This window comes from Thermoflexus hugenholtzii (assembly GCF_018771565.1).
Taxonomy (GTDB): domain Bacteria; phylum Chloroflexota; class Anaerolineae; order Thermoflexales; family Thermoflexaceae; genus Thermoflexus; species Thermoflexus hugenholtzii_A.
Genome location: NZ_CP076326.1, coordinates 3,244,459 through 3,267,334 on the forward strand (window position 1 = coordinate 3,244,459; position 22,876 = coordinate 3,267,334).

At 67.9% G+C, this 22,876-nt stretch carries 23 protein-coding genes; 13 read left to right on the top strand and 10 right to left on the bottom strand.

Translation table 11 applies throughout. The features are described 5' to 3' along the window. Positions 1-5 precede the first annotated feature (5 nt). The gene (locus KNN16_RS14705) at positions 6-380 is read right to left on the bottom strand and encodes a roadblock/LC7 domain-containing protein (RefSeq protein WP_088570686.1); all 375 of its coding nucleotides are present in this window, start codon (positions 378-380) and stop codon (positions 6-8) included. Positions 381-978: 598 nt separating this feature from the next. On the opposite strand from KNN16_RS14705, the gene KNN16_RS14710 reads away from it, so the two are divergent. The 10 genes from KNN16_RS14710 to KNN16_RS14755 all read left to right on the top strand — a co-directional run bounded on the left by KNN16_RS14710 (position 979) and on the right by KNN16_RS14755 (position 12,759). Then, a complete protein-coding gene (locus KNN16_RS14710; RefSeq protein ID WP_303897838.1) occupies positions 979-1,896 on the top strand; it encodes a diacylglycerol kinase family protein in 918 nt (305 codons plus the stop codon). 50 nt (positions 1,897-1,946) lie between these two features. Beyond that, a complete protein-coding gene (locus tag KNN16_RS14715; RefSeq protein ID WP_303897840.1) occupies positions 1,947-3,080 on the top strand; it encodes a GNAT family N-acetyltransferase in 1,134 nt (377 codons plus the stop codon). Next, entirely contained in the window at positions 3,080-4,330 is a 1,251-nt protein-coding gene (locus KNN16_RS14720) for an MFS transporter (RefSeq protein WP_303897842.1), read from the top strand. The genes KNN16_RS14715 and KNN16_RS14720 overlap by 1 nt, the downstream gene beginning before the upstream one ends. Before the next feature lie 117 nt (positions 4,331-4,447). Then, a complete protein-coding gene (gene gatC, locus KNN16_RS14725) occupies positions 4,448-4,744 on the top strand; it encodes an Asp-tRNA(Asn)/Glu-tRNA(Gln) amidotransferase subunit GatC (protein ID WP_366972150.1) in 297 nt (98 codons plus the stop codon). A gap of 11 nt (positions 4,745-4,755) precedes the next feature. Then, on the top strand, positions 4,756-6,258 hold the full coding sequence (gene gatA, locus KNN16_RS14730) for an Asp-tRNA(Asn)/Glu-tRNA(Gln) amidotransferase subunit GatA (protein ID WP_303897844.1): 1,503 nt from the start codon (positions 4,756-4,758) through the stop codon (positions 6,256-6,258). Between the two features lie 81 nt (positions 6,259-6,339). Beyond that, on the top strand, positions 6,340-7,539 hold the full coding sequence (locus KNN16_RS14735; protein WP_303897846.1) for an SH3 domain-containing protein: 1,200 nt from the start codon (positions 6,340-6,342) through the stop codon (positions 7,537-7,539). Positions 7,540-7,581: 42 nt separating this feature from the next. Continuing rightward, positions 7,582-8,208 carry a uracil phosphoribosyltransferase gene (upp, locus tag KNN16_RS14740; protein ID WP_303897848.1) on the top strand — a complete coding sequence of 209 codons (627 nt, stop codon included), beginning with the start codon at positions 7,582-7,584 and terminating at the stop codon, positions 8,206-8,208. 78 nt (positions 8,209-8,286) lie between these two features. Further along, positions 8,287-8,580, top strand: a complete 294-nt coding sequence (locus tag KNN16_RS14745; RefSeq protein WP_299283522.1) for a hypothetical protein — start codon at positions 8,287-8,289, stop codon at positions 8,578-8,580. An 89-nt stretch (positions 8,581-8,669) separates the two neighbouring features. Beyond that, positions 8,670-11,300 (top strand): CBS domain-containing protein, encoded by a 2,631-nt coding sequence (locus tag KNN16_RS14750; RefSeq protein ID WP_303897849.1) that lies wholly within the window; start codon positions 8,670-8,672, stop codon positions 11,298-11,300. A gap of 592 nt (positions 11,301-11,892) precedes the next feature. Next, on the top strand, positions 11,893-12,759 hold the full coding sequence (locus tag KNN16_RS14755) for an AAA family ATPase (RefSeq protein WP_303897851.1): 867 nt from the start codon (positions 11,893-11,895) through the stop codon (positions 12,757-12,759). Between the two features lie 585 nt (positions 12,760-13,344). Here the strand turns inward: KNN16_RS14755 and KNN16_RS14760 are convergent. Continuing rightward, positions 13,345-14,697, bottom strand: a complete 1,353-nt coding sequence (locus KNN16_RS14760; protein ID WP_303897852.1) for an 8-oxoguanine deaminase — start codon at positions 14,695-14,697, stop codon at positions 13,345-13,347. 122 nt (positions 14,698-14,819) lie between these two features. Here KNN16_RS14760 and KNN16_RS14765 point away from each other — a divergent pair, with 122 nt between their 5' ends. The 3 genes from KNN16_RS14765 to KNN16_RS14775 all read left to right on the top strand — a co-directional run bounded on the left by KNN16_RS14765 (position 14,820) and on the right by KNN16_RS14775 (position 17,088). Next, the gene (locus KNN16_RS14765) at positions 14,820-15,560 is read left to right on the top strand and encodes a DUF429 domain-containing protein (protein ID WP_303897853.1); all 741 of its coding nucleotides are present in this window, start codon (positions 14,820-14,822) and stop codon (positions 15,558-15,560) included. A gap of 33 nt (positions 15,561-15,593) precedes the next feature. Further along, complete coding sequence (locus KNN16_RS14770; protein WP_303897855.1) at positions 15,594-15,989, top strand: DUF309 domain-containing protein; 396 nt, start codon at positions 15,594-15,596, stop codon at positions 15,987-15,989. Between the two features lie 64 nt (positions 15,990-16,053). Then, complete coding sequence (locus KNN16_RS14775) at positions 16,054-17,088, top strand: zinc-binding dehydrogenase (RefSeq protein ID WP_303897857.1); 1,035 nt, start codon at positions 16,054-16,056, stop codon at positions 17,086-17,088. A gap of 79 nt (positions 17,089-17,167) precedes the next feature. Here the strand turns inward: KNN16_RS14775 and KNN16_RS14780 are convergent, their stop codons facing one another. The 8 genes from KNN16_RS14780 to rpsB all read right to left on the bottom strand — a co-directional run bounded on the left by KNN16_RS14780 (position 17,168) and on the right by rpsB (position 22,805). Beyond that, entirely contained in the window at positions 17,168-17,584 is a 417-nt protein-coding gene (locus KNN16_RS14780; RefSeq protein ID WP_299283506.1) for a cupin domain-containing protein, read from the bottom strand. 35 nt (positions 17,585-17,619) lie between these two features. Further along, a complete protein-coding gene (tmk, locus tag KNN16_RS14785) occupies positions 17,620-18,255 on the bottom strand; it encodes a dTMP kinase (protein ID WP_303897859.1) in 636 nt (211 codons plus the stop codon). 1 nt (position 18,256) lies between these two features. Beyond that, on the bottom strand, positions 18,257-19,060 hold the full coding sequence (locus KNN16_RS14790) for a phosphatidate cytidylyltransferase (RefSeq protein ID WP_299283502.1): 804 nt from the start codon (positions 19,058-19,060) through the stop codon (positions 18,257-18,259). A 16-nt stretch (positions 19,061-19,076) separates the two neighbouring features. Beyond that, entirely contained in the window at positions 19,077-19,823 is a 747-nt protein-coding gene (locus KNN16_RS14795) for an isoprenyl transferase (RefSeq protein WP_299283500.1), read from the bottom strand. A 63-nt stretch (positions 19,824-19,886) separates the two neighbouring features. Beyond that, complete coding sequence (frr, locus tag KNN16_RS14800; protein ID WP_299283498.1) at positions 19,887-20,447, bottom strand: ribosome recycling factor; 561 nt, start codon at positions 20,445-20,447, stop codon at positions 19,887-19,889. Between the two features lie 46 nt (positions 20,448-20,493). After that, the gene (pyrH, locus tag KNN16_RS14805; protein WP_299283496.1) at positions 20,494-21,210 is read right to left on the bottom strand and encodes a UMP kinase; all 717 of its coding nucleotides are present in this window, start codon (positions 21,208-21,210) and stop codon (positions 20,494-20,496) included. 101 nt (positions 21,211-21,311) lie between these two features. Beyond that, the gene (gene tsf / locus KNN16_RS14810) at positions 21,312-21,929 is read right to left on the bottom strand and encodes a translation elongation factor Ts (protein WP_366972131.1); all 618 of its coding nucleotides are present in this window, start codon (positions 21,927-21,929) and stop codon (positions 21,312-21,314) included. 36 nt (positions 21,930-21,965) lie between these two features. After that, on the bottom strand, positions 21,966-22,805 hold the full coding sequence (gene rpsB / locus KNN16_RS14815) for a 30S ribosomal protein S2 (protein WP_303897870.1): 840 nt from the start codon (positions 22,803-22,805) through the stop codon (positions 21,966-21,968). Positions 22,806-22,876: the final 71 nt, after the last annotated feature.

The window sequence follows — 22,876 nt, forward strand, 5'->3', positions numbered from 1 at the left end:
CCGGTTCACCCCATCAGTTTGGCCAGATCCTGGGCTGCCCGGCGCATGTCCAGGAACACCAGGCCCAGCTTGGCGTTCTCCCGGGCCAGGACGGTGAGCACGGCCTCCTGGCCCACGGCCATCAGGATCACGTAGCCGTTGGAGCCGTGCACATAAACCTGATCCAGGGTCCCTCGCCCCAGCTCGCTGGCGATCCGCTCCCCCAGGGAGAGCATGGCCGCGGACATGGCGGAGACCCGATCTTCCTCCACATCCCGGGGGAGCGCGGAGGCGATGATCAACCCATCCACGGAAACCAGGGCCGAGGCCTCGATGTCCGGCGTGCTGGCCTGGAGGTCCTTCAGTCGTTGCACGATCAGCTCGGTGCGGGACCTGGCCATCGGAGCCGCTCCACGGCTTGAGGATTTACCGCTCTGAGCATACCATGGCCTCCCCAGGCCGTCAACGCCCGGGATGGAGCGCGCCGAATGGGTTCGACCTGAGAGGCCTTCGGCCGATGGTCGGCCTGGGCGCCGAATGAATTCGGCCTCGAGAGGCCTCCGGCTAACGGTCGGCCTGCGCCGACCGAAAGGATGTCCTGCGTCAGCGGAGGCCGACGCTTGGCGCGGGGTGTGCCGAATGAATTCGGCCTCAAGGGGCCTCCGGCCAACGGTCGGCCTGCGCCGACCGAAAGGAGGCCCTGCGTCGGCGGAGGCCGACGCCTGGCGCAAAGCGCCTCTGAAGGCCGATTTCAATCGGCGTGAAAGCCTTCGGCCGGCGGTCGGCCTGTGCCGACCGGGAGGTTGTCCTTTGCGTCGGCGGAGGCCGGCGCCTGGCGCGGAGCGCCGAATGAATTCGGCCTCAAGGGGCCTCCGGCCAACGGTCGGCCTGCGCCGACCGAAAGGAGGTCCTGCGTCGGCGGAGGCCGGCGCCTGGCGCGGAGCGCCTTGAGGGGCCGATTTCAATCGGTGAGCCAAATCATCATCGGAGCGAGGGGCAGTGGAGGAGCGCTGGTGGGTGATCGTGAACCCGGTGGCTGGCAACGGCCGCACCGGGCGCCGGTGGGGCGGGCTGGAGGCCCGCCTGCGCGTGGAGGGGATCCGGATGGAGGTCGTCTTCACCCAGGAGCCGGGCCACGCCACGGTCCTGGCTCGTCAGGGGATCGAAGCCGGGTTCACCACCGTGGTGGGGGTGGGCGGCGATGGAACCCTCCACGAGATCCTCAACGGCCTCCCGTTGGAGGATCCCGAGCGGATGCAGCGGATCCGCCTGGGCATGCTCCCCTTGGGCACCGGCTCCGACTTCGTCCGCACCTTCGGGCTGCCCCGGGACCCGGTGGCGGCGGCCCTCCGGTTGCGGGAGGGGCGGGTGCACTGGGTGGACGTGGGGCAGGTGACCTGCCGGCGGGCCGGGGAGACCGTCACCCGTTATTTCGTCAACGCCGCCGGCCTGGGCTTCGATGGGGAGGTGGCCGATCGCACCAACCGGGGGATCAAGGCTTTCGGCGCCACCGGCACCTATCTGGTCTATCTCTTCCTCACGCTCCTCCTGTATCAGAACAAAACCGTCCGCCTCCGTCTGGACGGAGAGGAGCGCGCCGGACGGATGAACTCGGTGCTGGTCTGCAACGGTCGTTACTTCGGGGGCGGGATGTTCATCGCCCCTCAGGCCGCTGTCGACGATGGCTGGTTCGACGTCATCGTGCTGGGAGATCTCGGGAAGGGGGAGATCGTCTGGAACCTCCCCCGGGTGTATCGGGGAACCCATCTGACGCATCCGAAGATCACCTGGCGGCGCGCCCGGGAGGTCCATGTGGAAGCCCAGGAGCGGATGTTCCTGCAGGCGGAGGGGGAGCTCATCGGGGAGGCTCCCGCGGCCTTCCGCCTCCTCCCCCGGGCCTTGCCCTTCCTGGCCTGAGGGCAACGTCCGCCTCCGCGCCTTGCATCCTGTGGAGGAGCCGAGCCGGTATGCTGACCATCCAGGAATGCCGGACAACGGCGGAGCGCCGGGCTTTCGTGACTTTCCCCTGGCGGGTTTACCGGAACGATCCTCACTGGGTGCCTCCGCTGATCAGCGAGCGGATGGCCTTCTTCGACCCGCAGCGGAACCCCTTCTATCAGCACGCGGAGGTGGCCCTTTTCATGGCCCGGCGGGATGGAGAGCCGGTGGGCACCATCGCCGCCCTTATCAACCACCAGCACAACGCTTTCCACAACGAGCAGGTGGGGTTCTTCGGGGCCTTCGAGGTGCTGCCGGACAGGGAGGCTGCCCATGCGTTGCTGGCCACCGCCCGGGACTGGGTCCGGGAGCGGGGGATGACGGCCCTGCGGGGCCCGGCCACCTTCAGCACCAACGAGGAGTGCGGCCTCCTCATCGAGGGCTTCGACGATCCCCCGCGCATCCTGATGGCTTACAACCCTCCCTATTATCGGGACTTCATCGAGCGCTTCGGCTTTCAGAAGGCGATGGACCTCTATGCCTATGAGCTCACGGTGGAGGTCTTCAACTGGCCGGAGAAGCTGGTCCGGGTGGTGGAGAAGCTGAAGAGCCGGGCGAAGTTCCGGGTTCGCCCGGGGAACATCCGGCGCTTCCGGGAGGAGCTGGATCGCATCAAGAAAGTCTACAACTCCGCCTGGGAGCGGAACTGGGGTTTCGTGCCGCTGACGGACGCGGAGATCGAGCACATGGCGGCCCAGCTGATCCGCTTCGTGGACCCGGATTTGGTGTTCATCGCCGAGGTCGATGACGAGCCCATCGGCTTCTCCTTGACCCTGCCGGATCTGAACCAGGCCCTGCGCAAAGCCTACCCGCGGCCCGGGGTGCCGGAGTGGTGGACGTTGATTAAGCTTCTTTACTACTGGAAAGTGCGCCGGGTGGTGGACACCATCCGCGTGCTGGCCATGGGGGTGGTGGAGAGCTGGCGCGCCCAGGGGGTGAGCGCCCTGTTTTACTACGAGACAGCGAAGGCGGCTCTGCCCAAGGGCTACCGGCGCGCGGAGATGTCCTGGATCCTGGAGAACAACCTGATGATGAACCGGGACATCCGGACGATGGGCGGGCGGCTGTATAAGATCTACCGCATGTATGAGCTGCCGCTGTGATGTCGGCCCGGACGCTCTGGCGGAAGGGGCGGGCGCTCTGGCCCTTCGGGGGGTCGTTCACTCTGCTCTGGCTGGGCCAGTTCCTCTCGCAGGTGGGCGATCAGTTCCTGTTTATCGCCGGCCTGAGCCTCCTGAACCGCCTGACGGACTCCCGGGCGGCCTTCGGGGGGCTGGCCCTGGCCATCACCGTCCCTCAGATCCTCTTCGGGCTGTGGGGCGGGGTCTTCGTGGATCGATGGCCCCGCCGCTTCGTGCTGATCGGCTCGGACATCGCCCGCGCCCTGATCGTCCTGGGCGCGCTGACGGTGCAGACGAACGCCGATCTGTGGCGGATGTATCCGCTGGCCTCGGCCCTGGCCATCGCCGGGCTTTTCTTCTACCCCGCCCGCAACGCCGTGCTCCCCGCCCTGGTCCCGTCGGCCCACCTGCTTCAGGCCAACGCGGTGCTCCAGGCCAGCTACATCCTGGCCCTGATCGTGGGAGGGATCTCAGCCGGCTTCTTCGTGGATCGCTTCGGCCCCTACGCAGCCTTCGTTCTGGACAGCCTCACCTTCCTGATCTCCGCCCTCAGCCTGGCCTTTATCCGCCTGCCGCCGGCCGTCAATCGCCCCCAGCCTGCCCTGCAGAACTCCCCCGGCCGGGATCTGTTAGAGGGCCTTCGCTTCGTCTGGGAGCAACGGGCGCTCCGCCGGGTGACGGCCATCACTCCCTTCGCCACCGTGGGGATCGGGACGGTCCAGGTCCTCGGCCTGGCCTTCCTGGCGGAGGTCCTGAACGTGCGAGCGGGAGGCTTCGGGTGGACGATGGCGATGATGGGCGTGGGCCTGGCGCTGGGATTGGGCGGGATGCCGCTGCTGGGCCGCTGGCTTCCCCCGCACCGGGCAGTGGGGTTGGCCCTGGCGGCCGCCGGCCTGGCCACCGTGCTCTTCAGTCAGGCCCAGACCTTCGCCTTCGTCCTGATCGCTGCCCTGGCGATGGGGTTGTGCGTGGTGATCGCCCGGGCCGGGCTGGCCACCCTGATGCAACAGTTGACCCCGGATAGCCTGCGCGGGCGGGTGGACAGCCTGATCAACCTCTCGGTCAACGGGGCCCTGGCCCTGGCCCAGGGGAGCGCCGGGCTCTTCGGGCAGTTGTGGGGGCCTCGCCCGGTGCTCCTGGGGGCCGGCCTCCTGATGGTGGCGGTGGGCGGCCTGGCCACCCTCGGCATGCGCGGGCTGGTCCGGGAGCCGGAGCTCTATACCCGGCCCTGACCCCGAGCCTCACCGCTCCTCCGGCCTGAAGCGACGGATCGCGCTGCACTATAATTCAGTGAAGGCAGCTGGCTGATCCGGAATCAGGCCCTTGATCTGCGATGGGCGCTGGAGGCAATCATGCCGATCTCCCGGGAGGAAGTGGAGCACATCGCCGAGCTGGCCAAGCTGGCCCTGACGGAAGAAGAAAAGACCCTCTACGCGGAACAGCTCTCCGCCATCCTGGAGTATTTCCGCCAGCTGCAGGAGGTGGACACCTCGGGGATCCCGCCGACGGCCACCGTCCTGCCGATCCGCAATGTCTTCCGGCCCGATGAGCCGGGGGAGCCGATGCCCCGGGAGGAGCTGCTTCGGAACGCCCCCGCCCAGGCGGACGGATGTTTTCAGGTGCAGCCGATCCTGGAGTTCGACTGAGGAGGCAGGCCGTGGCCCCCTGGCGGTGGACGATTCACGAGACCCTGGAGCATCTGCGGCGCGGCGAGATCTCCGCGGTGGAGGTCACCCGGGCGTATCTCGATCGCATCGAGGCCCTCGATCCCCTCCTGCACGCCTACCTCACGGTGACGCCGGAGGAAGCCCTTGCCCAGGCCCGGGAGGCGGACGCCCGCTGGGCGGCCTGGCGGCGGGATCCTTCGACGCCGCTCCCGCTGCTCAACGGGATCCCCCTGGCCATCAAGGACGTGATCTGCGTGCGAGGGGTGCGCTGCACCTGCGGCTCCCGAATCCTGGAGAACTTCATCCCACCCTATGAGGCCACCGCGGTGGCCCGGCTGCGGGAGGCCGGGGCGGTCTTCCTGGGGAAGACCAACACCGATGAGTTCGCCATGGGCTCCTCCACGGAGAACTCCGCCTTCGGGCCCACCCGCAACCCCTGGAACCCCGAGCGGGTGCCCGGGGGATCCTCCGGGGGCAGTGCGGCGGCGGTGGCGGCCGACCTCTGCGCCGGGGCCCTGGGCACCGACACCGGCGGCTCCGTCCGCCAGCCGGCCGCGCTATGCGGCGTGGTGGGCCTCAAGCCCACCTACGGCCGGGTCTCCCGCTACGGCCTGGTGGCCTATGGCTCCTCCCTGGATCAAATCGGGCCCATCACCAAGGACGTGCGGGATGCGGCGCTGTTGTTGCAGATCATCGCGGGGCCGGACCCGCGGGACGCCACCTCATGGCCGGCGCCCGTCCCGGATTACACCCAGGCCCTGATCCCGGATCTTCGGGGGATGCGGATCGGGGTTCCCCCGGAGTATTTCATCCCCGGGATGCAGCCGGAGGTGGAGCGGGCCGTCCGGGAGGCCATTGAGGTCCTGGCCGAGCTGGGAGCGGAGGTGATCGAGGTCTCCCTGCCCCATACCCGCTACGCCCTGCCGACTTACTATATGATCGCCCCGGCGGAGGCCTCGGCGAACCTGGCCCGCTACGACGGCGTCAAATACGGCCTGCGGATCCAGGGGGAGACCATCTGGGACACTTACCGCCTCACCCGGGGGATCGGGTTCGGGCCCGAGGTCAAGCGGCGCATCATGCTGGGGACCTATGCGCTGTCCGCCGGTTATTACGATGCCTACTACCTGAAGGCCCAGAAGGTGCGCACGCTGATCCGGCAGGATTTCGAACGGGCCTTCGAGCGGGTGGACGTGATCGTCTGCCCCACCTCGCCCACGACGGCCTTCCGGCTGGGCGAGCGCACCGCCGACCCGTTGCAGATGTATCTCGCGGATATCTTCACCATCACCGCGAACCTGGCCGGCATCTGCGGCATCAGCGTCCCGTGCGGTTTCGATGGGGAAGGCCTGCCCATCGGGTTGCAGATCCTGGGACCTGCCCTGGGGGAGGAGAAGATCCTGCGCGTCGCCTACGCCTATGAGCAGGCCACCCCGTGGCATCATCAACGCCCACCGATGGATGCGGCGCTTCAAGGACGAACGGGGGCCTGACGCCCTCCGGCACGGAGCGGACGCCGCCTTGTTCGGAAGAGAGGGATCCGCCTGCAGGCCGATCCCGGACTCGGATCGCCGATGAAACCGGTATGGCATGTCCTGTTGCTCCCAGCGGATGCGGATTGGCGGTGGGTGGAAGCCGCCCGCCTCTATGTGGAGCGCTTCCGCGTCCTCTGGGCATGGGATCCGGAGCAGGCGGTGGCGCTCCCCGGGGATCCCCTCCTTCTCTCCCTGGTCCTGCCGGACGGACGTCCCGGGCACACCGCGGCCTGGCTCCGCCAGCGTCGTCCTTCCATCCTCCTGGACGTGCTGTTCGCCCCCACCCCGGAGCACCTGCAGCGGATCCTGGACGCACGGGCCGCCCAGGGGGACCGGCTGGGCCGGGGGCTCCGGGTGGTCACGACGGACCGTCTGAACGTCCGGAGCGGTCCGAGCCGTTCGGCCCCCATCGTCGGCCGCCTGGAGGCCGGAGTGGAGGTGGAGGTGATCGGACGCAGCGCCGACGGCGCCTGGTGGGCGATCCGGGATCCCGGCGGGCGGGGCCGGGCATGGATTGCCGCCGCCTACACCCGCATCGTGCGGGGGATCCCGGAGACCCTCCCCATCTGGATCGGGGCTCCCCCGCGGGTTCGCGCCCGCCGAGTGCTCCCGGTCCATCGGGCGCCAGAGTCCGGATCGCCGGTCGTGGGATGGCTCGCGGCGGGGGCGGAGCGGGAGGCCCTGGGGCGGACGGAAGAGGGGGAATGGGTGCAGATCGCCTTCCCGGACGCCGCCCATCCGGGCTGGGTGCGCGGGGCGGACCTGGAGGTGGAGGCCGGGGCGCTGGAGGGCCTGCCGGTCTACGCCTCCTCCCGTTGGCTGGAGCCTCCGGTGCGGCCGCCCCTCATCCAGCGGCCCTTCGGGGCGGATCCGGCGGCCTTCGCCGTGTGGGGTCTGCCCGGGCATGAGGGGATCGATTTCGCCGCCCGGCCGGGCGATCCGGTTTATGCGGCGGCGGACGGCTGGGTCCTGCAGGCCGGGGATCGCCTTGAACATCCTTATGGCACCCAGGTGCGGATCCAGCACCGGAGGCCCGATGGCGTTTACGTCACGGTCTACGGTCGCCTGATGCCCGGCAGCCTGGTGGTCCGCGCTGGGGAGTTCGTTCAGGCCGGCCGGATGCTGGGCCGCGTGGGTCCGGAGGGGTTCGTGCACTTTATGCTCAAGAAAGAGGGGGCGCGGAACGGCCCCTACGGGGACATCCTGGATCCCTCGCCGCATCTCCGCGTCGCGCCCTGACCGCAGTAAAGATTCGTTCACTTCCTCGGAGGCACGGCGTCCATGGATCAGGTGCGGATCATCCGTCATCCGGTGGTTCAGCACAAGCTGACGGAGCTGCGGGATCTCCAGACGCCCCCGCCGCGGTTTCGGGAGCTGCTCCGGGAGATCACCCCACTCCTCCTGTATGAGGCCACCTGGGATCTGGAGGTAGAGGAGGTTCCGGTGCGCACCCCGATGGGGGAGGGGCGGGGGCAGCGGCTGCGGGGCGCGGTGGGCCTGGTGCCCATCCTGCGGGCCGGGCTGGGGATGGTGGAGGGCGCCCTCCAGGTCTTCCCCGAGGCCCAGGTCTGGCATCTGGGCCTCTACCGGGATGAGCGCACCCTGCAACCGGTGGCCTATTACAACCGGCTGCCCGCCCAGCCCACCGTGACCTGGTGCTTCATCCTGGATCCGATGTTGGCCACCGGCGGCTCGGCGGTGGCGGCGGTGGACATGGTCAAGCGCTGGGGGGTTCCCCATATCGTCTTCGTCGGCCTGATCGCCGCCCCGGAGGGGCTGGAGCGCTTCCGGGGAGCGCATCCCGACGTCCCGGTTTATGTGGCGGCGGTGGACAGCCATCTGAACCCCCACGGCTTCATCGTGCCGGGCCTGGGGGACGCGGGCGACCGCCAGTTCGGAACCGGATGAGCCGGCCGCCTCAAAGGCGCAAGGCAAATCGGGATCGCCTCGCGATCTTTCCAGGGCCGGGCGTGCAGGAGGCGCATAATGGGACGCTTCATGAGCTTGCGGGTGATCGCATGGGCGTTGCGGGCGGCGGGCCTGCTGATGGGGATCGGGGTCGGGCTCGCCCTCTGCTCGGCGCTGATCCCCGGAGGCCTCGGCTTCTTCCGAATGCCCTCTCCGCTGGAAGGAGTTTTCTTGCTGGGGGCGGGGCTCCTCTACGCGTTGCTCCTCTACGGAGCCGGGGAGCTGATCGAGCTGCTCCTGGCCATCGAGGATCACGTCCGGACGATGGCCGAACATTTCCGACGTCAGGGAACCCCGCCCGCGGCCTCCTGAAGGCGGGGAGCCCGCGGGATGCGCCCTCCGGATGAGGCGGTCCCATCGCCGGGATCGGCACAACGTCTTGCGGGTGAGCATAAACGGTTATGGAAACGGGCTTGACGCTGGTCCTCACCCATGAGAACGCGGATTTCGACGCCGTGGCCGCCCAGCTGGCGGCGGCCCGGCTTTACCCGCGGGCCATCCCGGTGCTCCCCCGACGGGTGAACCGGAACGTGCGGGCTTTCCTGAACCTCTACGGGGACCAGCTGCCGTTCATGCTCCCGGATGAGCTGATCCGCCGCCCGGTGGATATGGTGATCCTGGTGGACACCCAGACGATGGCCACGGTGCGGGGGATGGGGCCGCAGACCCGGGTGCAGATCATCGACCACCATCCCCTGGCCCGGGATCTGCCTCCGGGCTGGACCTATCACGGGGAGCCGGTGGGGGCGACCACCACGCTCCTGGTGGAGGGGCTGGCTGAACGGGGGATCGCCCTGAGCTGGGTGGAGGCCACTTTTTTGCTGTTAGGGATCTACGAGGACACCGGATCCCTCACCTATCCTTCCACCACGCCGCGGGATCTGCGGGCGGCGGCCTGGCTGATGGAGCGGGGGGCGGATCTCGCCGTGGTCAGCGAGTTCCTGCACCATCCTCTCTCCGAGGCCCAGCGCCGCCTGTATGATCGCCTGCTGGAGTCCGCGCAGACCCTGGAGCTGGAGGGGCACACGGTGATCATCGCCGCCGCGCGGGCGGATGGTTTCCTGGAGGAAGTCTCCAGCGTGGCCCATCGCCTGCGCGACCTCTTCGAGCCCTCCGCCCTCTTCGTGCTGGTGGAGTTCGACGGGCACGTCCAGCTGGTATGCCGCACCACTACCGACGACATCGACGCCGGCGGCGTCGCCGCCCACTTCGGGGGCGGGGGCCACGCCCGCGCGGCCGCCGCGGTGATCCGGGGCCGCTCCCTGGAGGAGATCCGGGAGGAGCTGGTGCGGATCCTGCCCCGACACATCCGGCCGGCGGTCACGGTGGCTGAGATCATGTCCCGCGGTGTGCGGGTGTTCCCGCCGGATCTCCCCATCCGGGAGGCGGCGAAGGAGATGCAGCGCACCGGCCACGAGGGCTTCCCGGTGGTGCGCGAGGGGCGGGTGGTGGGCTTGCTGACCCGGCGGGCGGTGGATCGGGCCATGCAGCACGGGCTGGGCGGCCAGCCGGTGGAGCGGGTGATGGAGAAAGGGGAGGTGTTCGTCCTGCCCACCGACCCGGTGGAGAAGGTCCAGCGCCTGATGATCGAAACCGGCTGGGGGCAGATCCCGGTGGTGGAGGACGGCGAGGTCGTCGGCATCGTCACCCGCACCGACCTGATCCAGCTGTGGGGGGAACGTCGGAAGGTCCGCCCGCGCTTCAGCGTGACCTCGGCGATGGAGGCCGCCTTCCCGCCCCCCTGGCTGGCCCTGGTGCGGGAGATCGGGGCCACGGCCCAGGCCATGGGCTTCACCGCTTACTTCGTCGGCGGGCTGGTGCGCGACCTCATCCTCAACCACCCCATCGTGGACGTGGATATCGTGGTCGAGGGGGATGCCATCGCCCTGGCGGACGCGATGCGGGCGCGTTACGGCGGACGCGTGGTCGCCCACCGGCGGTTCGGGACGGCCAAATGGTTGCTGGAGGGGACTGTGATCACCACCCCGGCCGGGCCGGTGGAGGGGTTGAAGGCCATCGACTTCGTCACCGCCCGCCGGGAGTTCTACGCCCACCCGACGGCGCTCCCCCAGGTGGAGCCCAGCTCCATCAAGCAGGACCTGCACCGCCGCGATTTCACCATCAACACCCTGGCGGTCTGCCTGAACCCCGATCGCTTCGGGGAGCTGCTCGATTTCTATGGGGGCCTGCAGGACCTGCAACGAGGCCTCATCCGCGTCCTCCATTCCCTGAGCTTCGTGGAGGACCCTACCCGGATCCTGCGGGCGGCCCGCCTGGAAGCCCGCCTGGGCTTCCGGGTGGAACCCCGGACGGAGGAGCTCATCCAGCATGCGGTGGATCTGCTGGCCCGGGTGAGCGGCGAGCGGATCCGGCACGAGATGGAGCTGATCCTGGCCGAGCCGGAGCCGGAGCGGATCCTGGCCCGGCTGGAGGAATGGAAGGCCCTGACGTTCGTGATGCCGGGCCTCCGGGCGGATGATTGGTTGCGGGAGCGCTTTCGCGCGATGCGCGTGGCCCTGGAGGATGGGGAGTGGCAGGCCCGGGAGGGGACTCCGTTGGATCGCTGGCGGGTTCTGGCCGGGTGGGGGCTGATGGCCTATCGGCTGACCCCGGCCCAGCTGGAGCAGGGGATCCGCCGCCTGCGCTTCCCGGGCCGGGAGGCCGAGGCGTTGCGGGCCGTGCTGGAGGTTCGGGGGAAGCTCGAGCGCCTCGCGGAGCCTCTCAAGCCCAGCACCGTCGCCGAGCATCTGGATCCGTATCCCCTGATCGCCCTCTTTGTGGTATGGGTGGCCGCGCCGCCCGGCCGGGCCCGCGATAACCTGTTCCGGTATGCGCATGTCTGGCGGGGAGTCCGGCCGCTGCTGCGGGGGGACGACCTGCGCCGGTTGGGCGTGCCGGAGGGCCCAGCCATCGGGGAGATGCTGCGGGCCCTCCGGGCTGCTCGCCTGGATGGGGAGGTGCAAACTCGGGAGGACGAGATCGCTTTCGTGAAAGCCCGCATGGGCGCCGCATCCGGACAGGGCTCCCGGTAGATCCCTTCCGGGTTGGCGCGTAGAAAACCGGAGTTCTCCCTTAGAGACCAGCGCTATACTCAAGATAGCCATATGGCCGGCAGGTGGAAAGGAGTGTAAAGCGATGTCCGATCATGGGCGGTTGCGCATCGAAATCGAGAACTTCGGCCCGATCGCCTCGGGATCCTTCGAGCTGCGCCCTCTGACGCTCTTCATCGGGCCTAACAACACGGGGAAATCCTACGCCGCCACGCTGGCGCATTCTATTGTTCGAACAGTTCCAAACATGATGGTCCTTGACAAAAGGAAGATATCGCTCCCAATTCAAGAAATGCTATTTCAGTTTCTATCAGAATACCTGAAAGAAGAGATGCTTGATCGCCTTTATGTCTACTTCAATTGCAAGAATCTTCGGGATTTGATTTCCCGATTTGCTTCGGAAGAGAAGGCCCATGTTTATGTCTACAGTCGCGATTCGGAGAATTGGTGGGCCTCTCTTAAAGGGAATGGATCTCGCTGGTCAGTTGAGGTGAACGCCTCGGGGTTGGCTAAGATCGAGTTGCAGTATGAAGAAGAGGTGCTTACAGGCAAACTACCGATTGTCCGGTTTCCCGTGACCAAAGCGATTGGCTTGCCGAATTTCTCTTACTACCTCCCAGCGGCCCGTTCGGGGGTGTTGCAGGGATGGCGAGCTCTAACCGCTGAGGCTGTGCGCCGGGTCTCCCGTTGGGCCGGCATTGAGGAGATCCGCGTGCCGGCGCTGCCCGGCCTGATCGGAGAGTTCCTGGAGGAGCTCATCCACGCATCCGAGGGCCTGGCATCCGAGGGCCTGAGGCGACGGTCCCGGGTGGGCGAAGGCGCCTCTCCTTTCCAAAGCGCCCTGGAGGTGCTGGAAGGGGATCTTCTGAAGGGCACGGTGGATTTCTCCTATCCAGATGGGGTGCCTGTCCCTGAGATCGTTTATCGAACCCGGGTAAAACGGAAGAAACTTGAGATCCCGATCCAACGCGCCTCCTCCACGGTCGGGGAGCTCGCCCCCCTGGTCCTCTGGATCAAGTATCTGCTCCGGCCGGGAGGGATGCTGGTCATCGAGGAGCCCGAGGCCCATCTGCACCCGGAGAACCAGCGTCGGGTCGCCCGGGCCCTGGTGCGGCTGGTGCGGGCCGGCGTGACGGTCCTCTGCACCACCCATAGCCCCCTGATCCTTCATCAAGTCAGCAATCACATCCTGGCCTCCCGGGCGGACCCCGCGCGCCGGAAGGAGCTGGGGTTCACCGAAAAGGATCTGCTCCGCGAGGAGGAGGTGGGGGCCTACCTGTTCCGGATGCGGGAGGACGGACGCGGGAGCGAGATCCAACCTCTCCGCATCGAGCCCGACTTCGGCATCCCGGAGGATGAATTCGTGCGCGTCTCCGAGGCCATCGGTGAGGAAACCTATCGCCTGACCGGCCCCCTGACCGTAGAGCTGGGGGAGGGATAGCGTGCGAGGGGCTCGGCATGCATCCTTTCCTGAACTGGCTGCTGACGCACCACGATGCCCACGGTTGTTTAACAGCTACTCCCCGACGATGGAACATTAAGTGCTCCATCCAGTGGCCGAAGGACTCGGCTTTTCGTATCCTGGATTGCGATCAATGCCCAGACTTCCGGCAGGGGCAGGGCGGCAAGAGACCAGACTTTCTCCTTTTCTGGGAACGTCCGGGACAGCTGCTGATTGTCGTGTTGGAGCTCACCCGGGGAGCGGTGGAGCCCCATAAGCGGGATCAGATCGCGGCGGGCCTTCGGATCCTGGAGGGATATCTCGCTCAGTTTAACAGAGGACCCCGTGCTTACGTCCATGCCCTTATCCTCCATAGTGGGCATATGCGTAGCGCGAATGTGCATCATCTCCAGCAGCCGTTGCCCTTCCGGGGAAAGCGGCTCTGGCTTATTGTGAATCGTTGCGGGGACAAATTGAAAGAGATCTTGGAGGACTGGGCCTCAGGCCACGTTCCCCCGACGGGATAAGGAGCCGGGAGGAGCTTCCCGGCTCCCGAAGGCAAGTGCGCGTATCGCTCGGGCATCCCTACTCTCCCCGCACGATGCGCCGGGCGATGCGGTTGTGCTGTTCGATCAGGCGGCCTTCTTCTACGGGGAGCAGGTGCCCCTCCTGAACGATCACCCGGCCCTGGACCACCACCCAATCGGCCGGGCGGGGCTGACAGAGCACCAGGGCGGCGACCGGGTCGTGCAGGGCCCCCGCGTAATCCAGACGATCCAGCCGCCACGCGGCGAAGTCGGCGGCCTTCCCCGGCGCGAGCTGCCCGATGTCATCCCGCCCCAGCACCGCCGCGCCGCCCCGGGTGGCCAGCCACAGGGCCTCCTCCGCGGTCAGGGCGTCGGGCCGCTCCAGGGCCACCCGCTGGAGGAGCATCGCCTGCCGGACCTCCGCCAGCATATGAGAGGAATCGTTGCTGGCGCTGCCATCCACCCCCAGCCCGACCTTCACCCCCTGGTCCAGCATCGCCCGGATTGGGGCGACGCCGGAGGCCAGCCGCATGTTGGAGGTGGGGCAGTGGGCGACGCCCACCCCCGTGCGGGCCAGGGCGGCGATCTCCTCCCGATTCACGTGCACCATGTGGGCGAACCACACATCGGGCCCTTCCCAGCCCAAATCGGCGGCGAAGGCCACGGGGCGCTTGCCGAACCGGGCCAGACAGTATTCCTCCTCGTCCCGGGTCTCCGCCAGGTGCGTGTGGAGCATCACCCCGTAATGGCGGGCCATGGCCGCGGCCTCCCGCATGAGATCCGGGGTGACGGAGAAGGGGGAGCACGGGGCCAGGGCCACCCGGCACATCGCGTAGGGCTTCGGGTCGTGATAGGCCTCGATGACCCGTTGCATGTCTTTCAGGATCGCCTCCTCATCCTCCACCACGGAGTCCGGCGGGAGGCCGCCCCGGGATTCCCCCAGCGACATGGCCCCACGGGTGGCATGGAAGCGGATCCCGATCTCCTGCGCCGCGCGGATCTCGTCGTCCAGCTTCGCCCCGTTGGGGAACAGATACAGGTGATCGCTGGTGGTGGTGCAGCCGGAGCGGAGGAGCTCCGCCATCCCCACCAGGGCGCTGACGTAGACCGCCTCGGCGTCCATGCGGGCCCAAATCGGATACAGGGTGCGCAGCCAGTCGAAGAGCTTGGCGTTCTGGGCGATGACCCGGGTGAGGGTCTGATAGAGATGATGATGGGTGTTGACCATGCCCGGGATCACCACCATCCCCCGGGCGTCCAGGACGAGGTCCGCCTCCCGAGGCAGCTCCTCCGTCCGCCCCACCTGTTCGATCACGCCGTCCCGGGCGAAGAGGCCCCCGTCCGGGATCCGCCGCCGGGCGTCGTCCATGGTCACCAGCACCTCCGCGTGGCGCACCAGCAGGGTCGTCATCGGTCGCCTCCCCGGGCGCAGGATTCGAAGCTCCGATGGAGTTCATTTTACCCGGGCCGTGAAGGTAGAGTAGGAGCAGGTCCAGACAGCGGGCGTGGCGATCCCCCGGGAGGGTCGCGGCGATGTGGGCTATCGGGCTGGATTTAGCGTGGTCGCCCCGGAACCCGAGCGCCGGGGTGGTGTTGGGATGGGCGGAGGATCACTGGGAGGTGGTGGCCTGGGAGGCGCAGCTGGGCGCCGATGCGGAGATCCTGGCCTTCCTGGAGCCTTATCTGGACGCCCCCTGTGTGATCGGGATCGACGCGCCCCTCATCGTCCCCAACGAGACGGGTTCCCGGCCCTGCGATCGGATCCTGGCCTCCCGCTTCGGCCGCCATCACGCGGGTGGCTACCTGGTCAACCGTCGCTGGCTGCGATCCTTCGGAGGGCTGCGAGGGGAGGCCCTGAGGCAAGCCTTATGCGCCCGGGGGTTGATCCTGGAGCCTCCCGAAGCCCCCCGCCTCCCGGTCCGCGCAGTCCTGGAGGTGTTCCCCCATCCGGCCGCCGTGGTCCTGTTTGGCCTGCGACGGATCCTCCGGTATAAACGGTTGGGCCGGGATCAATGGGCGCAGGCGTTGCGACGGTGGCATCAGCGGCTGCTGACCCTCGAGGCCTTCCGGCCTCCAGTGCGCTGGCCGGAGCCCTGGCGCGAGCCGCCCCGCGGGGGGACCCGACGGATGTGGAAGGCGTGGGAGGATCAGCTGGATGCGGCTTTCTGCGCCTACATCGCGGGCTACGTCTGGTTCCACGGCCCGGCGGGCTATGAGCGGATCGGAGATCTGGAGACCGGCTTGGTGATCGTCCCCCGTCGGATCGATGGATAGGGCAAGGATCCAGACTCCGGTGCAGGGGGGAAGATGAGCGGGGAGTGGGCGTGCTGCGAGGAGCCGCTGCCGGAGATGGTGCGGCATGGCCTGGAGCGGTTTAACGCCGGAGAATACTTCGAACAACATGAGATCCTGGAGCATGTGTGGCGGGCGGAGCGCCGGCCGGTGCGGGAGATCTATCAGGGCATCCTGCAGATCGGCGTGGCCTGCTATCAGATCCAGCGGGGCAATTACGCTGGGGCGCTGAAGATGCTGCGGCGGGGGCTGGCCCATCTGCGCCGGGCCCCGGATCGCTGCCAGGGGATCGACATCGCCCGCCTGCGGGAGGACGCCCAGCGCCTGCTCCACGAGCTGGAGCGCCGGGGTCCCGCAGGCTCCTCCGAGCCGGATCCCCGCTGGTTCCTTCGGGTGTTTTTCGAGGGTTGATGTGGACCGAAATGAATTTCGGTTTACCTCACAGCATCGCATCTATTCGTTCTGAGGAGGTCCGATGAAAGCGGTGGTGATGCGACGGCGGGGAGGTCCGGAGGTGCTGCAGGTGGAGGAAGTGCCCACCCCGGTCCCGGGGCCGGGGGAGGTGCTGGTGCGGGTTTACGCGTGCGGTCTGAACCATCTGGATCTTTACACCCGGGCCGGGGCCCAGGGGCGGAAGGCGAAGCTTCCCCATATATTGGGCCTGGAGCCGGCGGGGGAGATCGTCGCCCTGGGGGAGGGGGTGACCGGATGGCGGGTCGGGGATCGGGTGCTGGTAGGGGCCTTCATCGTGTGCGGGACGTGCGAGTTCTGCCGGGCCGGCATGGACAACCTGTGCCGGCAGCGCAAGATCATCGGGGTGGATCGCTGGGGCGGTTACGCGGAGTATGTGGTGGCCCCGGCCGCCAACCTGATGCGTCTGGCCCCCCACATCTCCTACGAGGCTGCGGCGGCGGTCCAGGCGGCCTTCGGCACCGCCTGGCACATGCTGGTGTCCCGGGCGCGGATCCGGCCCGGGGAGACGGTGCTGGTGCTGGCGGCCGGCAGCGGCATCGGCACCGCCGCCATCCAGATCGCGCGGCACTTCGGGTGCCGGGTGATCGCCACCGCCAGCAGCGAGGAGAAGCTGGAGAAAGCGCGGGCCCTGGGGGCGGACGTGCTCATCAACTACCGCCAGCAGCCCCGCTTCAGCCTGGCGGTGATGGAGGCCACCGGCGGGCGCGGGGCGGACATCGTCTTCGAGCACGTGGGCTCGGACACCTGGAAGGAGAGCGTGGCCTCCCTGGCCTTCCGAGGACGCCTGGTGTTCTGCGGCTCCACCACCGGCCGCTGGGGCGAGACGGATCTGTGGGGGGTGTTTTATAAAGAGGCGGAGATCCTGGGCTCCTTCGGGGCCACGCGGGCGGATTTCCAGGCGGTGATGGAGCGGGTGGAGCAGGGGATCTTCCAGCCGGTCATCGACCGCGTGTTCCCTCTGGAGGAGGCCGCGCAAGCCCATCGCGACCTGGAGGACCGGCGGGTCTTCGGCAAGGTGGTGCTCCGAATCCCCTGAGGGTTTGGTCTCCTATGCCCTCGGGTTGCGCTTCAAAGGACATCCCGGGATGAAGGGGATGCCCTCCTCAGGGCTCTCCTCAGCCCTCGGGCGGCCCCTTCCCGGGCTCCCCATACACATCGGGCCGCGCTGCCCGGACCCATTCGGCGGGGATGCCGCACAGGAACCGCAGGGGCTCCTGCCCGGTGTTGCGGTACTGATGCGTTACGTGGGGTGGCACGAACACCACATCCCCAGCCCGAATCGGATACACCTGATCGCCGATCTGCACCTCCCCCTCCCCGCTGAGGACGAAGTTTTCGTGCTCGAACCAGTGGGCATGGAGAGGGGTGTGGCCGCCCGGCTCCAGCTCGATGACCCGCAGGCGGTAGGTCGGGGCGCCGTGTCGGGTGTCGATGATCCACCGGATGGAGGCGCCCCGGGCGCCCGCATCGGTCACCGGCTGCCGCTCGCACGCGGTGAAGGGAGAAGGACGTCGGGGGTCGAACTCGCCCATCGGCTTCCTCATGGGGAAAGGGATTCGCCTTCATTCTACTCGATGCGGAGGCCCAGGCGGTCGGCCAGGTGGGCGCGGATCGCCGCCTGCACCGCCTCCATGGGCTGGGAGGCGTCGATCACCACCCATCGGGCGGGCTCGGCGGCGGCCAGGGCGAGATAGCCCTCCCGCACCCGTTGATGGAAGGCCAGGTCCATGGCGTCCAGGCGGGTCCAGGCCTCGCCGGAGGCCCGGCGGCGGGCCAGGCCCTGTTCCACCTCTACGTCCAGCAGGAAGGTGAGGTCCGGCTGCAGGCCGCCGGTGGCGAACCGGTTCAGGCGGCGCAGCTCCTCCAGATCCAGTCCCCGGCCGTAGCCCTGATAGGCCAGGGTGGAATCCGCGTAGCGATCGCTGATGACGATGCCTCCCGCCATCAGGAAGGGGCGGATGACCCGCTCCACCAGCTGGGCCCGGGCGGCGCAGAAGAGCAAGGCCTCCGCCCGGGCGGTCATATCCGCCTGCTCATGGGCGTGGAGCAGCTCCCGGATCGCCTCCCCCACGGGGGTCCCGCCGGGCTCCCGGGTGAGCAGCACCCGAAGCCCTTTCTCCTGCAGGACGCCGGCCAGCCAGCGGGCCATGGTGGTCTTCCCGCATCCCTCCGGCCCTTCAAAGGTGATCAGGAGGCCGCGCATCTTAAAACCCCTGGATCCAGTGAGCATATAGGTATGCGATCATCGCATTCCAGAGCAGGCTGTCCAGCCGGTCCAGCACGCCCCCGTGCCCGGGGAAGAGGTTCCCGGAGTCTTTCACCCCGGCCCGGCGCTTCAGGACCGAGATCGAGAGATCCCCCAGGGTCCCCAGGCTGCCGGCCAGCAGGCCGAGGAGGGCGCCGGGCCCGGCTCCGATCCCGATCAGAAGGCCCAGGAGAGCGCCCACCACGAGGCCGGCTATACAGCCGCCGAGGAACCCCTCCCAGGTTTTGCCCGGGCTCAGACGAGGCGCTAGGCGATGTCGCCCCCACCGCTGGCCGACGAAGTAGGCGGCGGTGTCGGCCCCCCAGGTGACGAAGAGGACGAAGACCACCCATCCGCGGCCGTAGGGCTCCGGGAGGTTCCGGAGCCAGACGAAGGAGCGCCCCAGCCAGCCCAGATACAGCCCGCCGGCGGCGGTGAAGGCCCAGTCGATCAGGGGATGCTCTGTGCGCCGGATCCACCAGAACCACACGAGGGCGAAGGGCGGCGCGAGGGTCAGGGTGAGCTCCGCCAGCCGGGGGCTGGCTGCGGAGAACATCCCGTCTATCAGGAAGCCCAGGATCATCAACCCGACCCAGCCCGGGGAGGGGGAGAAGCCGATGCGCCGGATCAGGCCGGTGTATTCCCAGGCGGCCAGCCCCAGGGCGAGGGCCACCGTCGCCGCCCAGATCCACCCGCCTTGGTGGATGAGGGCCGCGAGCAGGGGGATGGCGATGAGGGCGACGAGGAGGCGCTGGCGCAGCACGGCGGGATCAGGAAGGTTATCCGGGGGGAGCCAGTTGCTCGCTGATCTGTCCGAACCGACGCTCCCGGCGGCTGTAGGCCTCGATGGCCTTCAGCAGCTCTTCCCGGTCGAAGTCGGGCCAGTAGACGGGCGTTACGTAAAACTCCGCATAGGCGGCCTGCCAGAGCAGGAAGTTGCTCAGTCGCATCTCCCCGCTGGTGCGGATGATCAGATCCGGATCCGGCAGCCCGGCGGTATACAGGTAGCGGGAGATCAGCTCCTCGTTGACCGCCTCCGGGGGGACGCCGTCGGCGATGATGCGGCGGACGGCCTCCACGATCTCCTGGCGGCCTCCGTAGTTGAAGGCGACGCAGAGGATGAGCCGGGAGTTCCCCTTCGTCCGCTCGATGGCCATGCGGATCTTCCGCTGGAGCCGTTCGGGCACCCCCTCCAGGCTGCCCAGATGGCGGATCTGCACCCCATTGCGGTCCAGGTTGTCCAGCTCCCGATCGATCATCTGCTCCAGCAACCCGAAGAGGCCGTAGACCTCCTCCGGGGGGCGGCGCCAGTTCTCGGTGGAGAAGGCATAGATGGTGAGGATGCGGACCCCGAGGTCGGCGCAGGCCTCGATCACCCGGCGCAGGTTCTCCGTGCCGGCCCGATGCCCGGCCAGGCGAGGGAGACCGCGGGCCTTGGCCCAGCGGCCGTTGCCGTCCATGATGATGGCGATATGGGTGGGGATTTTCAGCGCGATCTCTGCGACCTGACCGTTCTGCTGCCTCACGGACTCCTCCTTCCGGGCCCTCTCCGAATCCGGGCGGGGATCTCTCCCCCTCCCGGCCATGATTCAGAAGGACATGATCTCCTTCTCTTTGGCCTGGGCGACCTTCTCCGCCTCCTCGATGTAGCGGTCGGTGAGCTTCTGAACCTCCTCCTTGGCCTCCTCCAGCTCATCGTCAGACATCTCTTTGTTCTTGTGGCGGGCCCGCAGCTCCTCCAGGGCATCCCGCCGGATGTTGCGGATGGCGACGCGGGTCTCCTCGAGCCGCTTGTGCACCAGCTTCACCAGCTCCTGACGGCGCTGTTCGGTGAGCCGGGGCAGCACCAGTCGGATGATCCGGCCGTCGTTGCTGGGAGTTAGCCCCAGGTCGGACTTGAGGATGGCCCGTTCGATCTCCGGCAGGGCCTTCGGGTCATAGGGCTGGATGGTCAGCAGGTTCGGCTCCGGAGCCCGGATGATGGCCAGCTGCTCCAGCGGGACCTGGGTCCCGTAGTATTCCACCGGGATCCGCTCCACCAGGGCGGGGGAAGCGCGCCCCGTGCGGATGCCCTTGAGCTCGTCCTCGAACACCCGAATGGCCTTGCGCATGCGCTCTTCGGCGTCGCGGAAGACCTGTTTCGGGATCATCGCGCCTTTTCACCTCCGCCAGGTTCAAGCGGCGGGCGGATGCGGCTCAGCCATCGATCAGCGTGCCCACCGGCTCCCCTCGCACCGCCCGTTCCAGGCTGTCCGGCTGCCAGAGATCCAGGACGATGATGGGCAGGTTGTGATCCATGCACAGGGAAAGGGCCGTGCTGTCCAGCACCTTCACCCGCAGGTTCAGGGCCTCTATATATGTTAGTTTATCAAACTTGCGGGCGTTGGGGTTGACCATGGGATCTTCCTCGTAGACCCCATCCACCTTGGTGGCCTTGATGAGGACGTCAGCGTGGATCTCCATCGCCCGCAGGGCCGCGGCGGTGTCCGTGGTGAAGTAAGGGTTCCCGGTCCCGGCCCCCAGGATGACCACGCGCCCCTTCTCCAGGTGGCGGATGGCCCGGAGCCGGATGTAGGGCTCGGCGATGGCGCGCATCTCGATGGCCGTCTGGACGCGGGTGGGCACCCCGAGGCGCTCCAGGGCATCCCGCAGCGCGAGGGAGTTCATCACGGTGGCCAGCATCCCCATCTGATCGGCGGTGGCCCGGTCCATGCGATGCGCGATCCCATCCCGGCCCCGCCACAGGTTGCCGGCGCCGATGACGATGGCGATCTCCACCCCCATCTCCTTCACCGCCTTGATGCGGGCGGCCAGCTCCGTGGCCCGTTCCGGGCTGATCCCGAATCCCCCGGGCCCGGCCAGCGCTTCCCCGCCCAGCTTCAACAGGATCCGCCGGTATTTCGGACCGGACATCGCGTGCTCCTTCCCGTTCGGCTCAGGTGGTCCACGCGCCTCCTGATCGGAGGGGCTGGGTTTCATCAAGAAGGCCGGGCTTCAGGGCCCGGCCCTCTTCATCATTCCACCGTCTCCCCCAGTTCGTATCGTGCGAACCGACGGACCACGATGTTCTCCCCGACGCGGGCGATGACCTCCATGATCCGCTCGTTGACCGTGCGGTTCTCATCCCGGATGAAGGGCTGCTCCAGCAGGCAGACCTCCTGGATGAAGCGGGCCAGCCGGTTCTCCGCGATCTTCTCAGCGATGTGCGGGGGCTTGCCCTCGTTGAGGGCTTCTTTTAGATAGATCTGCCGCTCGTGCTCCAGGACCTCCGCCGGGATGTCCTCGCGGCGGATGTAGCGAGGGTTGGTGGCGGCGATCTGGAGCAGCAGGTCGTGGGCCAGCTGCTGGAACTCCGGGGTGCGGGCGACGAAATCCGTCTCGCAGTTCAGCTCCAGCAGCACGCCCACCCGATTGCCGGGGTGCACGTAGGCCACCACCAGGCCCTCCCGGGCGGTTCGCTCCAGCTTGCGGGCCGCCCGGGCCAGCCCCTTCTCCCGCAGGTAATCGATCGCCTTCTCGAAATCCCCACCGGTCTCCTCCAGGGCTTTCCGGCAATCCAGGATCCCGGCGCCGGTCATCTCCCGCAGGCGCTTGACCATATCGACGGTGATGTTCAAGGGTCTTCCCTCCATCGAAGGATGTTCGAAAAGGCCCGGGCAGGGGCCGGCTCAGGGGAGCTCCTCCAGCTCCTCCCCGATCTCCTCCTCGATCTCTTCCTCGGCCTCTTCCTCCTCCGCCTCGAAGACGCGGCGGGGCTCCAGAGCCGGCACGGCCTCCTCGATTTCCTCCTCCTCAGTCGGGACTTCCGCCACGCCGATCTTCTCCCGCAGCTGCAGGCCCTCCAGGACGGCGTCCGCCATCAACCGGGTGATGAGCTTGATGGAGCGGATGGCGTCATCGTTGGCCGGGATGATGTAGTCGATGGGATCGGGGTCGCAGTTGGTGTCGACCATGGCGATGACGGGGATGTTCAGGGCGTTCGCCTCGCGGATCGCCGTGGCCTCCCGCATGGTGTCCACCACGAACAGCATGTCGGGGAGGCGCTTGAGGGGCCGGAGCCCCTCGAACTTGAGGCGCATCTTCTCGTATTTGCGACGGAGCCGGATGGCCTCCTTCTTGGGCATCGTCTCCAGCCCGCCGTTGCGGATCATCTCGTCCAGCTGGATGTAGTAGCGGATGCGCTCCCGGATGGTCCGCCAGTTGGTGAGGGTGCCGCCCAGCCAGCGGTAGTTCACATAGGGCATCTGGCAGCGCTGGGCTTCCGCGGCGATGGTCTCCTGGGCCTGCCGCTTGGTCCCCACGAACAGGATCACGCCGCCCTGGGCCACCTTGTCCCGGACCAGCTCATAAGTGCTGTCGATGGCGCGGATGGTTTGCTGGAGGTCGATGATGTGGACGCCGTTGCGTTCCGTGAAGATATAGGGTTTCATCTTGGGGTGCCAGCGGTTGGTCTTGTGGCCGAAGTGCACCCCGGCTTCCAGCAGCTCCTTCATCGTCACACGCGGCATAGGCGCTCCTCCGAATGCGTTTTTCTCCTCCACCCCTTCCTCCCGGCCGGGAGCCGGGCCGCGCCCGGCAC